General features: G+C 71.1%; 13 protein-coding genes. 8 read left to right on the top strand and 5 right to left on the bottom strand.

Annotated elements, in window-relative coordinates; translation table 11 throughout:
• The 4 genes from ABD345_RS26955 to ABD345_RS26970 form a co-directional block, all read right to left on the bottom strand.
• Nucleotides 1–391 (bottom strand): LacI family DNA-binding transcriptional regulator (locus tag ABD345_RS26955; protein WP_344555508.1); only part of this gene is annotated, 391 nt, incomplete at its 3' end.
• A 57-nt stretch (nucleotides 392–448) separates the two neighbouring features.
• Nucleotides 449–1,285, bottom strand: coding sequence for an ATP-binding cassette domain-containing protein (locus tag ABD345_RS26960; RefSeq protein WP_344555509.1), 837 nt, complete (start codon nucleotides 1,283–1,285; stop codon nucleotides 449–451).
• Nucleotides 1,285–2,280, bottom strand: coding sequence for an ABC transporter permease (locus ABD345_RS26965; RefSeq protein ID WP_344555510.1), 996 nt, complete (start codon nucleotides 2,278–2,280; stop codon nucleotides 1,285–1,287). Before ABD345_RS26965 ends, ABD345_RS26960 begins: the two co-directional genes overlap by 1 nt.
• Before the next feature lie 125 nt (nucleotides 2,281–2,405).
• Nucleotides 2,406–3,431 carry a sugar ABC transporter substrate-binding protein gene (locus tag ABD345_RS26970; protein ID WP_344555511.1) on the bottom strand — a complete coding sequence of 342 codons (1,026 nt, stop codon included), beginning with the start codon at nucleotides 3,429–3,431 and terminating at the stop codon, nucleotides 2,406–2,408.
• A gap of 266 nt (nucleotides 3,432–3,697) precedes the next feature.
• Between ABD345_RS26970 and ABD345_RS26975 the strand changes: the two genes are divergently transcribed.
• From ABD345_RS26975 to ABD345_RS27010, 8 genes are all read left to right on the top strand, one after another.
• Nucleotides 3,698–4,660 (top strand): carbohydrate kinase family protein, encoded by a 963-nt coding sequence (locus ABD345_RS26975; RefSeq protein WP_344555512.1) that lies wholly within the window; start codon nucleotides 3,698–3,700, stop codon nucleotides 4,658–4,660.
• A gap of 31 nt (nucleotides 4,661–4,691) precedes the next feature.
• Nucleotides 4,692–4,985 (top strand): putative quinol monooxygenase, encoded by a 294-nt coding sequence (locus tag ABD345_RS26980; RefSeq protein WP_344555514.1) that lies wholly within the window; start codon nucleotides 4,692–4,694, stop codon nucleotides 4,983–4,985.
• A gap of 374 nt (nucleotides 4,986–5,359) precedes the next feature.
• Complete coding sequence (locus ABD345_RS26985) at nucleotides 5,360–5,890, top strand: hypothetical protein (protein WP_344555518.1); 531 nt, start codon at nucleotides 5,360–5,362, stop codon at nucleotides 5,888–5,890.
• 22 nt (nucleotides 5,891–5,912) lie between these two features.
• Nucleotides 5,913–6,944, top strand: a complete 1,032-nt coding sequence (locus ABD345_RS26990) for a LacI family DNA-binding transcriptional regulator (RefSeq protein ID WP_344555520.1) — start codon at nucleotides 5,913–5,915, stop codon at nucleotides 6,942–6,944.
• 95 nt (nucleotides 6,945–7,039) lie between these two features.
• Nucleotides 7,040–8,341, top strand: coding sequence for an extracellular solute-binding protein (locus ABD345_RS26995; RefSeq protein ID WP_344555522.1), 1,302 nt, complete (start codon nucleotides 7,040–7,042; stop codon nucleotides 8,339–8,341).
• A gap of 77 nt (nucleotides 8,342–8,418) precedes the next feature.
• Nucleotides 8,419–9,351 carry a carbohydrate ABC transporter permease gene (locus ABD345_RS27000; protein ID WP_344555524.1) on the top strand — a complete coding sequence of 311 codons (933 nt, stop codon included), beginning with the start codon at nucleotides 8,419–8,421 and terminating at the stop codon, nucleotides 9,349–9,351.
• A gap of 1 nt (nucleotide 9,352) precedes the next feature.
• Complete coding sequence (locus tag ABD345_RS27005) at nucleotides 9,353–10,258, top strand: carbohydrate ABC transporter permease (protein WP_344555526.1); 906 nt, start codon at nucleotides 9,353–9,355, stop codon at nucleotides 10,256–10,258.
• A 75-nt stretch (nucleotides 10,259–10,333) separates the two neighbouring features.
• The gene (locus ABD345_RS27010; protein ID WP_344555528.1) at nucleotides 10,334–11,788 is read left to right on the top strand and encodes a glycoside hydrolase family 32 protein; all 1,455 of its coding nucleotides are present in this window, start codon (nucleotides 10,334–10,336) and stop codon (nucleotides 11,786–11,788) included.
• A gap of 62 nt (nucleotides 11,789–11,850) precedes the next feature.
• Here ABD345_RS27010 and ABD345_RS27015 read toward each other — a convergent pair whose 3' ends face one another.
• Nucleotides 11,851–12,861 carry a LacI family DNA-binding transcriptional regulator gene (locus ABD345_RS27015; protein WP_344555530.1) on the bottom strand — a complete coding sequence of 337 codons (1,011 nt, stop codon included), beginning with the start codon at nucleotides 12,859–12,861 and terminating at the stop codon, nucleotides 11,851–11,853.
• Between the last annotated feature and the right edge of the window lie 190 nt (nucleotides 12,862–13,051).

Below are 13,051 nucleotides of genomic sequence, written 5' to 3' on the forward strand. Positions count from 1 at the left end.
CGGTGGGCACCACCATCAGGGCGCTGACCCGGCGGGCCAGGAAGGTGTCGATCAGGGCGCGTTCGCGGGCGGGGTCGTCGGCGCAGGAGCCCATCAGCAGGGTCAGTCCGCGTTCGCGCACCGCGCTCTCGATCCCTCCCGCGACGGAGCCGAAGAACGGGTTGCCCATGTCGGGGATGATCAGGCCGACGGTGCTGTCCGGGCCGCCGGTGCGGGTGTTGCGGGCCATCAGGTTCGGCTGGAAGCCGAGCCTCTCGACCGCCGCCATGACCTTCTCCCGGGTCTCCCGTGAGGTCGGCCCGTCGCCGTTGAGCACCCGGGAGACGGTCTTGGCGCTCACGCCGACCTCCTGGGCGACGTCGGCGAGCGTCGTGCGACGGGGCGCGGCCATGGTCCACCGTTCCGGCTTCGTCGGGTCCGGGCCCCGCCGCGGCGGGGCCCGGTCTGGTCAGTTCGGGCGGACGCCGGCCGCCTTCGCGGCGGCTTCGTCCGCCACGACAGTACCGCCGCCGTCCCGGTTGACGGTGAGCGCACCGGTCATGATCGCCACCACCTCGGACATGGAGTAGTCGGACGGCTTGATCAGGGCCTCGCGCCGTCCCATCCGGTGGACGTGGATGCGGTCGGCGATCTCGAAGACGTGCGGCATGTTGTGGCTGATCAGGATGACCGGCAGCCCCTTGTCGCGGACCCGGCGGATCAGGTCGAGAACCTGCCCGGACTCCTTGACGCCCAGGGCCGCGGTGGGCTCGTCCATCACCACGACACTGCGGGCCCAGGCGACCGCGCGGGCCACCGCCACGGCCTGGCGCTGGCCGCCGGAGAGGGTCTCCACCGGCTGGGTGAGCGAACGCAGGCCGATCTTCAGGTCGGCCATGTGCGCGGCGGCCTCCTCGCGCATCCGCTTCTTGTCCACCATCCGCAGGACGCTGCCGAGCGGGCCGGGCCGGAGCAGTTCGCGGCCGAGGAACATGTTGGAGGCGATGTCCATCGAGGCCGCCACCGCGAGGTCCTGGTACACGGTCTCGATGCCGTGGGAGCGGGCGTCCTGCGGCCCGTTGAAGCGGATCACCTCGCCGTTCAGGCGGATCTCGCCCTCGTCGGGGGTGACGGCGCCGGTGAGCGCCTTGATCAGGCTGGACTTGCCGGCGCCGTTGTCGCCGATGACGGCCAGCACCTCGCCGGGCAGCAGGTCGAAGTCGGCGCCGTCGATGGCCGTGACGTGGCCGTAGCGCTTGACCAGGCCCCGGGCCTGGATCACGGGGGTGACGGTGGTGGTGCTCATCAGCGGATCCTCTTCCGGGAGATCTGGTCGACGGTCACGGCGAGGATGACCAGGACGCCGGTGATCAGGGTCTGGTAGATGGAGGCGACGCCCATCAGCTGCAGGCCGTTGCGGAACACGCCGACGATCAGTGCGCCGATCAGCGAGCCCAGCACGCTGCCGCGGCCGCCGAACAGGCTGGTGCCGCCCAGGACGACGGCGGTGATGCTGTCGAGGTTGTCGGTCTGCCCGGCCTGCGGGTCGCCGACGCCGGTGCGGGAGATCAGCAGCAGCGCGGCGACGCCGTAGACCAGCCCGGCGATCGCGTACAGGCCGATGGTGAGGCGGCCGGTGCGGATGCCGTTGAGCCGGGCGGCCTCGGGGCTGTTGCCCAGGGCGTAGACGTGGCGGCCCCAGGAGGTGCTGCTCAGCAGGTAGGCGAACAGGCCGAACAGCGCCAGGGCGAGCAGCGAGCCGTAGGTGACGTCGGTGTCGCCGAGCGGGAACGTTTCGCCGAGGAAGGTCAGCGCGCGGGGCAGGTCGCTGACGGTCTGTTCGTTCGAGTAGATGTGGGTGAGTGCGAAGGCCACGTTCAGCATGCCGAGCGTCACGATGAACGGCGGCAGCGGGATCAGCTTCACCAGCAGGCCGTTGAGCAGGCCGAAGCCCGCGCACACCGCCAGGCCCAGCACGATGGCCACCAGCGGCGGGACGGTGCCCTCGGCGGCCATCTTCGCCATCATGATCGAGCCGAACGCCATCACCGCGCCGCAGGACAGGTCGATCCCGGCGGTGAGGATGATCAGCGTCTGTCCCACGGCCAGCGCACCGACCACCATCACCTGCTGGATGATCAGGGAGAAGTTCCCGCCGGACAGGAACTGGTCCGTCATCAGGGAGAAGAACGCGCAGGCCAGCACGAGCGCGGCCAGCGGGCCCGCGATCGGGGCCGTCGCCAGCCGCCGCAGCCTCGTGGGCCCGGTCAGGTTTCCGTACGGGACGGTGGATGTGGTCATGAGAAGTCCTTGCCGGTGAAGCGGATCGGGAGCGCCGGGCATGCGACGTCGCGACAGGTGGGAGCGGTCCGGGCCGGGTCGGGGCAGGAGATCCGGCCCGGACCGCTGGTTCAGCGGGGCGCGGCTCAGCCCCAGCAGTTCTCCAGGCCGTAGGCGGTGTCCTTGGCCTCGACGCCGGCCTGCGGCTTGTCGGTGACCAGGTTGACGCCGGTGTCGGTGTAACCGATGGGCTTCACACCGGACTTGGCGTACTCGGCGACGGCCTTGACACCTTCCGAGGCCATCACCAGCGGGTACTGCTGGGAGGTCGCGGCGATCTTCCCGTCCTTGACGGCCTGGGTGCCGGTGCAGCCGCCGTCGACCGAGACGATCAGCACGTCCTTCTCCCGGCCCTTGGCCTTCAGCGCGGTGTAGGCGCCCAGCGCGGCGGGCTCGTTGATGGTGTAGACGACGTTGATGTCGGGCGCCTTCTGCAGGCAGTTCTCCATCGCGGTCTGGCCCTTGGCCTGGTCGCCGCCGGTGTCCTGCGAGCAGACCACCGACGGGTCGCCCTCCGCGATGCCGAAGCCCTCCAGGAACCCGTCGTGGCGCAGCTGCCCGACGGCGACGCCCGGCGCGAGGTCCAGGGTGGCGATCTTGGCGCTCTTGCCCGCCATCGCGGCCTTGGCGTACTGGCCGATCAGCTGGCCGGCCTTCTCGTTGTTGGTGGCGAACAGCGCGTCGGTGCCGTCGGTGGGGTCGGTCGGGCTGTCGAGGGCGATCACCACGACGCCCTTGTCCCGGGCCTTCTTGATGGCGGGCAGGATCGCCTTCGAGTCGCTCGGGGTGATCAGGATGCCCTTGACCCCGGCGGCCACCATGTTCTCGATCGCCGCGATCTGGCCCGCGTTGTCGCCGTCGAACTTGCCCGCCGCGGTGCTCAGCGTGACGTTGTTCTCCTTGGCGGCCTTCTGCGCGCCCTCCTTCATCTTCACGAAGAACGGGTTGGTGTCGGTCTTGGTGATCAGGCCGACCTTGACCGCACCGCCGGAGGAACCGGCGTCCCCGGAGCCCTTCGAGCCGGAGCCGCACGCGGTCAGCGTGAGTGCCAGGCCGCCGGCCAGCACGACGGCCGCGGTTCTGGTCAAGGTGGTGCGAGAGGCGAGGGACATGGGTGGCTCCTGGGGGTGCGGCCCGAGTGGACAGGGCGGGAATCAGCTGCATCGGGAATGTCATCGTTGACTTATATCATCGTTGACATCGGCTTGGAAGTGATGATGAAGTCTGCGCAACCCGGGCCACAAGCCCTTCCCGCGTAACGACTGGGTAACGCGGCCGCAATCACCGAGCCGTCCGGCGGGGAGCCGCCCGGCCGATCCGCCGGACCTTCGAGCGTCCGGTTCGCCCCTGTTCTTCCTAGAATCCGAAAGGCGCAACGATGGCCCAGCGCCCGATCGCCGTCCTCGGGGAGTGCGTCGCCGACGCCTTCGCCGACGCCCTCCAGCCCCGCCCGGGCGAGCTCGCCCTGCGCGTCCTGCCGGGCGGCGGACCGGCCAACACCGCCGTGGCCCTGGCCCGGCTCGGAACCCCCACCCGCTTCCTCGGCCGGATCTCCACCGACGCCTTCGGCGCGCTCTTCCGCGCCCACCTGGCCGCCTCCGGCGTCGACCTCTCCGGCACGGTCGCCGCCCCCGAGCCCAGCACCCTGGCCATCGCCACCTTCGATGCGCACGGTCAGGCCCAATACTCCTTCCACGCCGAGGCCACCGCCGACTGGCAGTGGACCGGCGCCGAACTCGCCGCCGCCCGCCCCGAGGACGCGGCATGCCTGCACACCGGCTCGCTCGCCCTGGTCCGCGCCCCCGGCGACGAGCGGATCGAGGAGGCGCTGCTGCGCGCCCGCGACGGCGCGACCGTCTCGATCGACCCCAACGTCCGCCCCCTGCTGGTCGATCCGGCCGTCTACCGGGCCCGGCTGCCGCGCTGGTGCGCGCTCGCCGACATCCTGCGCCTGAGCTCCGACGACCTGGAGCTGCTGATGCCCGGCGTCACCCCGGAGCGCGCCTGCGACGCCTGGCACCTCGCCGGGGTCAGGCTGGTGGTGATCACCCTGGGCAGCCGCGGCGCGCTCGCCTCGCTCGACGGCGTCCGGGTCCTCGTCCCCGCGCCGCGGATCGAGGTCGTGGACACCATCGGCGCCGGCGACTCGTTCACCGCCGGCCTGCTCCACCGGCTCTCCCTGGCCGGGCGCCTGGGCGGACGCCTGGAGCAGTTGACGGTTGACGAGGTGGCCGACGCCTGCCAGTACGCGGCGCGCGTCGCCGCGTTCACCTGCTCGGTCGCCGGACCGAACCCGCCCTGGGCCCACCAGCTGGAATCCGTTTCCGCCGCCGCCCAGTGACCACGTCCCCCACCCACCGAAAGCGACAGCCATGAAGAAGACCCTGCTGGCCGAGTTCACCGCCAAGCCCGGCTGCGAGGAGCAGGTCGCCGCCCTGGTCGCGGACTTCGCCCTGCTGGTCCGCGCCGAACCCGGCAACCTCGCCTTCGACGTCTACACCAGGGCGTCCGAACCCCGCGCCTACTGGATCTTCGAGGAGTACCTGGACGAGACCGCCTTCGCCGCGCACCTCGCCGCCCCGCACGGTGCTCCGTTCAACGCCCGGCTGGTGCCGATGATCGAGGAGGACGCCTCCGTCCTCACGTTCCTGAACCCCGCGAACTGAGCGGCGCCAAGCCGCCCAACAGGCTGGAGCGAGCCGTCCACGATCGCTCCGGGAGGCGCCCGCCCCCGCGGTGAGGGTCCGCACGGGGCGGGCGCCGCGACCGCCGCCGTCCGCGACCGCCGGTATGCGCACTCTCGGTGAGGAGGACACGAAAACGTCACGCACTGTTGACACGTCCGGCGTTTGGGAACAGTCTGAATGACAGATGCCAAATCGTTTTGGCAGCCCGTCGGCGGCAGGCCGACAGGTCTTGAGGCCGATACCGGCCGGGCGCGGCGAACGCCGGCCGGTCCAATGGTCGGCATCGTCGCGGCGTGAAGGCCCAAACGGGCGAACACGGCATCCCACTCGCGCACCGCAGCCAAGGAGCAACCATGGAACCCACAGTGGCCCGGCCGCCGACCAGCGCCGTCTACCTGCGCTGCTACCCGCGCGACGACTGGGCCGTGGAGACCTTGCGCCGCACGCTGGAGGCGCAGGCGCTCGTGCTCGGGCTCTCCCCGTACGTCTACATCGACAACGGGATCTCCTCGCGCCAGATGCCGCCGCGCCTGGCGGACCTGATGGCCGGCGTCGCCTCGGGGGCCATCGACGTCGTGCTCATCCCCGGCCCGTGGGTCTTCGGCCTCGACGACGCCACCGCGCGCCGAGTCGTCGAGGCCCTCACCCGCCACGGCTGCCGGATCATCGAACTCCCCTCGGCCAGGGGCGCGCGGCGCGAGCAGGGCACGGCGGTGCGCCGCCGCTCCGGCCGGGCGTCCCCGCAGATGGTCGGGGCGGTTCCGAGGATGGGCCTGCTGGGTGCAGGTCCGCAGGTCACCGGCTCGGACACCGTGCCGACACGAGTGCGTAACGGTCCCTTGACAGCAGGCGCCGGATGCGGCGATCGTCGTCGCACCACGTAGCCCAAACGTTTTGGCAGGTATGATGAAGCGCGTTGGAATCAAGGATGTGGCGGCCGCCGCCGGAGTGTCCGCGACGACCGTCTCCCACATCCTCAACGCGGTCGAGGGCAAGCGGATCAACCCCGACACCAGGCAGCTGGTCCTGGAGGCCGCGGAACGCCTGGGATACCTCCCGAACAACCTGGCCCGCGGGCTGCGGCTGAGCCGCTCCTACACCGTGGGGTTCCTCAGCGACGAGATCGCCACTACGCCGCACGCCGGGCAGATCATCAAGGGCGCCCAGGAGGCCGCCGCCGAGCGCGGGCTGCTGCTGCTCATGCTGAACACCGGCAACGACCGCGAGCTGGAGCGGAAGGAGATCGACCTGCTGCTGCAGCACCGGGTCGACGGGATCCTGTACGCCTCGATGTACCACCGGATGGTGGAGGTGCCCGAGCAGCTGCGCTCGGTGCCCACCGTCCTGCTGGACGCCCGGTCCGACGACCCGGCCTTCCCCTCGGTCGTCCCCGACGAGGAGCAGGGCGGCCGCACGGCCACCCGGGAGCTGCTGGCGCACGGCCACCGGAGGATCGGGTTCGTCACCAACTCCGACGACATCCCGGCCACCTCGGGGAGGCTGGCCGGCTACCGCGGCGCACTCGCCGAAGCCGGCATCGGCTTCGACGCCGCACTGGTGTCCGCCGACCGCTCCGACGCCCAGGGCGGCTACCGGGCCGCGCACCGCCTGCTCGACACCGCGCAGCGGCCCACCGCGCTGTTCTGCTTCAACGACCGCATGGCCATGGGCGCCTACCGGGCCGCCGCCGAACTCGGACTCGCCATCCCCGGCGACCTGTCGGTGATCGGCTTCGACAACCAGGAACTCATCAGCGAGAACCTCTTCCCCGCGCTGAGCACCGTCGCCCTGCCGCACTACGAGATGGGCGTGCGGGCCATCGCACAACTCCAAGCCGTGATCGACGCACCGGAGCCCGCAGGCGGCCCGCGCAGCCAGGAAGTGCTGCACTGCCCGCTGGTCTCCCGCGACTCGGTCGCCCCACCGCCCCGGCTCTGACCCCGAGGCGGTGAAGCAACACCACCACGGCGACCGTCGACACCGGTCGCCAGGCGAGGCCCTTCCAGGACCCGCCCCATGAAAATGGAGAAACCATGAGATCGAAGGTCAAGCGCCTCGCGGCCACCAGTGTAGCCATCGTCACCGCGGCCACCGTGCTCGCCGGCTGCTCCGGGAGCAGCGGATCCGGCTCCGGCGCGGAAGGCGACACCCTGACCCTGTGGACGCACAACGCCGGAAACGCCGCCGAGTACAAGGTCGTCCAGCAGATCGTCGACGACTTCAACGCCAGCCAGGGCAAGTACAAGGTCAAGATCCAGGCGTTCCCGCAGGGCTCCTACAACGACGCCGTGGTCGCCGCGGCCTCCGCCAAGAAGCTGCCGTGCATCCTCGACGCCGACGGGCCCAACGTCCCCAACTGGGCCTGGGGCGGCTACCTGGCACCCCTGGACATGAGCGGCAGCGAGACCGCGATCGCCGACCAGCTGCCGAGCACCGTCGGCACCTACAACGACAAGCTCTACGCCTTCGGCCACTACGACGTCGCGCTGACGATGTTCGCCCGCAAGTCGGTGCTGCAGGCGCACGACATCCGCATCCCCACCATCGACAAGCCCTGGACCTCGGACGAGTTCACCGCCGCCCTTGCCGCCCTCAAGGCGGGCGGAAAGTTCGAGCACCCCCTGGAGATGGGCACCGGCGGCAGCGGCGAGTGGTGGCCCTACGCCTACTCCCCGCAGCTGCAGAGCTTCGGCGGCGACCTCATCGACCGCTCCGACTACAAGAGCGCCAAGGGCGTCCTCGACGGCCCCGAGGCCGTCGCCTGGGCCACCTGGTTCCGCTCCCTGGTCACCAACGGGTACATGGCACAGAAGGGCGGGACCAGCCCCAACGACGACTTCCTCAACGGCAAGTCCGCCATCGAGTGGGACGGCAGCTGGGACGCGGCGAAGAACGCCGAGAAGCTCGGCGACGACCTGGCGATCCTGCCGCCCGTCGACCTCGGGCAGGGCCCCAAGATCGGCGGCGCGTCCTGGCAGTGGGGCATGAGCGCCACCTGCAGCAACAAGGCCGGCGCCCAGGAGTACCTGAAGTTCTCCCGCAAGAACCAGTACTTCGTGGACTTCGCCAAGGCCACCGGCACCATACCCGCCACCGCCGCCGCCTCCGCGCAGATCCCCGGCTACCAGCCCGGCGGCCCCTACGAGATCTTCACCCAGGAAGCCCGCAAGTTCGCCGTGGTGCGGCCCGTCACGCCCGCCTACCCGTACATCTCCTCCGTCTTCGAGAAGACCGCCAAGGACATCCTGGCCGGTGCCGACCCGAAGAAGACGCTCTCCCAGGCCGCGGACCAGATCGACTCGAACCTGAAGAGCAACAACTACTACGCCAACTGACGGCACCGCCCCGCACTCCTCCGGTGGAGCCGCCTTCCCCGCTCCACCGGAGCCCCCTTTTCCCGTCCGGAGTCCCCGTGACCACCCTCCTCCCACGCGCCGGCACCCGGCCCCCGGGCCGCGGCCCGCGCACCGCGGCCCGCCGCCGCGAACGCCTCACCGCCCTCGGCATGGTCAGCCCCGCGGTCCTGCTGCTGCTGGTCTTCTTCGTCATCCCGGTCGTCCTGGCGTTCGCCCTGGCCTTCACCAGCGCCCGGCTGATCTCCCCGACCCCGGCCCACTTCGTGGGCCTGCGCAACTTCACCCTGCTCTTCCAGGACCCGGTCTTCTTCCGCTCCCTGTTCAACACCGCGCTCTTCGCCGCCGTGGTGGTCCCCGTACAGGCGGGACTCGCCCTGTGCCTGGCACTGCTGGTCAACACGAAGGTCGGCGGCACCAACTTCTTCCGCACCGTCTACTTCGTGCCGGTCGTCACCTCGATGGTGGTGATCTCCCTGGTGTGGATGTTCCTGTACCAGAAGACCGGCCTCATCAATCACCTCATCGACACCTTCACGCTCGGGCACGTCCAAGGGCCTGACTGGTTGAACGACCCCTCCACCGCACTGCCCGCGATCATCTTCATGTCCGTCTGGCAGGGCGTCGGCTTCCACATGGTCATCTGGCTCTCCGGCCTGCAGACCATCCCCGCCGACCTGCACGAGGCCGCCGCCATCGACGGCGCCGACCGCTGGGCCCGCTTCCGGCACGTGACCTGGCCCGGCCTGCGCGCCACCCGCACCTTCATCCTGATCACCATCACCATCGACGCGCTGCGCCTGTTCACCCAGGTCAACGTCATGACCCAGGGCGGCCCGCTGGACTCCACCACCACCGTCGTCTACCAGGCCGTCCACGCCGGCTACACGCAGCAGCAGACCGCCTACGCCTCGGCGATCTCCCTGGTGTTCTTCGTGCTCGTGCTGGCCGTCTCCCTCATCCAGCGCTTCCTCACCCGGGAGAAGGACTGACATGGCGACCACACCCACCCCGGCCCCCGGCCCCCTGCGGCGGACCCTGCGCCGCGCCCCCGGGCACCTGCTGCGCACCGTGCTCGCCCTGGGCTTCGTCTTCCCCATCGTCTTCATGCTGATCTCGTCGTTCAAGCCGGACCAGCAGATCTTCGCCGACCTCGGCAGCATCAAGGCGTTCCTGCCCGTCGGGCAGCTGTCGCTGGACAACTACACAGCGGTCTTCGACCGGGTGCCGGCCGGCCGCTTCCTGCTCAACTCGATCGTCATCTCGGCCGTCACCGTGGTCCTGGGCATCGCCGTCAACAGCCTCGCGGCCTTCGCCCTGTCCCGGATGCGCTGGCCCGGGCGCCGGCTGCTGCTGGTGCTCATCATCGCGACCCTGATCGTGCCGTTCGAGACCTTCGCCCTGCCGCTGGTGTGGTGGGTGAACAAGCTGCCCTGGCTCGAACTGCACGGCTTCCAGCTCGCGTTCACCGAGGGCTGGCTCGACACCTACCGGGTGCAGATCCTGCCGTTCGTCGCCAACGCCTTCTCCATCTTCCTGTTCCACCAGTACTTCCAGAGCATCCCCAAGGAACTCGACGAAGCCGCCCGGATGGACGGCGCGAGCTGGTTCGGCATCTACCGGCGCATCGTCATGCCGCTGTCCGGGCCCGCCGTCGCCACCGTCGCCATCCTCACCTTCCTGCCCATGTGGAACTCCTACCTGTGGCCCCTCATGGTCGTCCAGGACGAGAACCTGCGGCCCGTCATGGTCGGCATCCAGTACTTCTTCCAGCTGAACGTCTCCTGGGGCCAGATCATGGCGTACTCCACCATGATCACCGTGCCCGTGCTGGCCCTGTTCCTGGCCTTCCAACGGTCCTTCATCAACAGCATCGCCTCCAGCGGCGTGAAGGGCTGACCAGCCCTCCGCCACCGACCGAACGCCGCGCCCAGGCGCCCGCCGGCGCCGTTCGCACCCATTCGAAGGACGCCCTTGTCCACCTCGCCCGCCGACCCGCACCTGCCCGCCGTCCACCTCAGGCCGCCCAGGAACTGGATCAACGACCCCAACGGCCTGGCCTTCCACGACGGCCACTACCACGTCTTCTTCCAGTACAACCCGCACGCGCCCGTCCACACCCAGGTCCACTGGGGGCACTACCGCAGCCCCGACCTCGTCAACTGGGAACCCCAGCCGATCGCCCTGACCCCGACACCGGGCGGCTACGACGCCGACGGCTGCTACTCCGGCAACGCCGTCTCCGACGGCTCCCGCATGGTGGCCTTCTACTCCGCGCACCGCAACGACCGCTGGTGGCAGCCCGTCACCTCCGCCGAGTCCCGCGACGGCGGACTCACCTGGACCAAGCGGCCCGACCTGCTGATACCGACGCCCCCCGACGGCGCCACCATGTACCGCGACCCCTACGTCTGGCGCGAGGGCGACCGGTGGCGGATGCTCGTCGGCGCCAGCGTCGAGGGCGACCGGGGAGCCGCGTTCCTGTACGAGTCCGCCGACCTCGAACACTGGCACCACCGCGGCCCGTTCCTCACCGACGACGACGGCCACGCTCCCGGGACGGGCGGCTGGACCGGCTGGGAGTGCCCCCAGTACGCCTCCTTCGGCGAACAAGGCGCCCTGGTGGTCAGTCTCTGGGACGCGGTCGGCGGCCCGCGCGACGTCCGGGTCTACGTCGGCAGCGAGGACGACGGCGCCTTCACCCCCACCGCGCACCACCGGCTCGACCACGGCCCCGACTTCTACGCCCCCGCCCTGCTGCCAGCCCCCGACGGCCGCTGGCTGCTGTGGGGATGGTCCTGGGAGGCCCGCGACGCCGCCTGGAGCGACGAGGCCGGCTGGGCCGGCACCCTGACCCTCCCGCGCGAGGTCACCCTCACCCCCGACGGCCGGGTCCACCAGCAGCCCGCCCGGGAGATCCTCAAGCTGCGCGGCCCCCGCACCATCCACCTCCCCGAACAGACGGCCGCACCGGAAGGGCTCGACCTCGGAGAAGTCGGCCCCGCCTTCGACCTCACCGCCCGCCTGCGCCCCAGCACCCGGGAGCCCGGCGGACTGCGCCTGAGCACCGCCCCCGGCGAGCACCTCGACATCACGCTCGACCCGGCCGCGGGCGAACTCGTCGTCGACCGCGACCACGCCTCCCTCGACCCCCGGGCCCGGCCCGGCCGCTACCGGCTGCCCCTGCCCGAGGGCACCGACCCCGGCAGCGCGGTCGATCTGCGCGTCGTCGTCGACGGCTCCATCGTGGAGGTCTACCTCGCCACCGGCGAGGCGCTCACCGTGCGCTGCTACCCCACCGGCACCCCGCCCTGGCGCCTGCACACCCTCGGCCCGGTGCACCTCGCAGTGGAGGCGTGGAACCTCGTTGCCGGCAGCCGGACGGCCCCGCTCGAGCACTCCGCGGCCCTGGCCGCGCCCGCGCACTGAACACATGACGACGGCGGCGCCCCCGACCCTTTTCCGGGTCGGGGGCGCCGCCGTCGTGCACGTCACCGCCTGGGGGCGGCCACCGAACCGCGCTCCCGCAGCGGCATCGGGATCCGGTGCACCGCGCTGCCCAGCGGCTCCCCGCCGAGCAGCAGCTCCATCGCGGTGCGGCCCATCTCGTAGTGCGGCAGCGCCAGCGTCGTCAACGCCGGACGCAGCCACGACGCGATGTCCTGGTCGTCGAACGAGACGACCGACACGTCCCCGGGGACCGTGAGCCCCGCTTCCGCGAGCGCCTGGTAGGCGCCGAAGGAGAGCCGGTCGGTCGAACACACCAGGGCCCGCGGCCGCCGCCCGGCCGCCAGCAGCGCCCGGGTCTCCCGGTAGCCGTCCTCGGCGTTCCACTCGCACTCGACGACCCCGTCCAGCACCACCCGCTCCTGCCGAAGCACCTCCTGCAGTCCGCGCATCCGCTCATTGCCGGCGAACGTCCCCTCCGGGGTCGCCGGGATCGCCTGGTGGCCGCCGATCGCCCAGACCCCGTTCCGGTGCCCGGCGGCCAGCAGCACCCGCCCGGCCGCCCGCCCGGCCTCGACCTCGTCGGGGATCACCGAAGGCGCATCGAACCCCGGGGCCAGGCAGTTCAGCAGCACCACCCGCCGGCCGTGCAGGTCCTTGGGCGGCGTGATGTACCTGGTGTACATGGACGCCAGGACCACCGCGTCGACCTGCCGGTCCACCAGGGCGTTGACCAGTGCCGTCTCCGTGTCGGCCGAGCCCTCGCTCTCGACGATGAACAGCAGGTGGTCGTGCGCCCGGGCCACCTCCAGCGCGCCGCGGATCACCTCACCGGCGAAGGGCGTGGTGGTGATGGCGTCGGAGACGAACCCGATCGTCCGGGTGACCCGGGTGCGCAGGCTCCGCGCCGTCACGTTCGGCCGGTAGCCCAGCGCCGCGGCCGCCTCCTTCACCCTCGCCTGGGCCGCTTCGGAGATCCGCATGTCGGTGCGCCCGGACAGCACGAAGGAGGCGGTGGTCTGCGAGACCCCCGCCTGCCGAGCGACGTCGCTCATGGTCACCCGTCGGTCGGTCAATGTCGTTCACCCCTGTGCGATGGTCCTCCGGCAACCCGCGTGGGGGCGACGATGCGGAGGAGCGGTGGTGTCTGTCAAGTTCGTCGTGCGGCCGGCGCCCGCCGAGCGGCGGCAGACCGCTGAGCGGCGCCGCACGCGGGGTGCGCGCGGCGCCGCTCACCTGACCGGC

Origin of the sequence: Kitasatospora saccharophila, from assembly GCF_039529925.1 — a bacterium.
Classification (GTDB): Bacteria; Actinomycetota; Actinomycetes; order Streptomycetales; family Streptomycetaceae; genus Kitasatospora; species Kitasatospora saccharophila.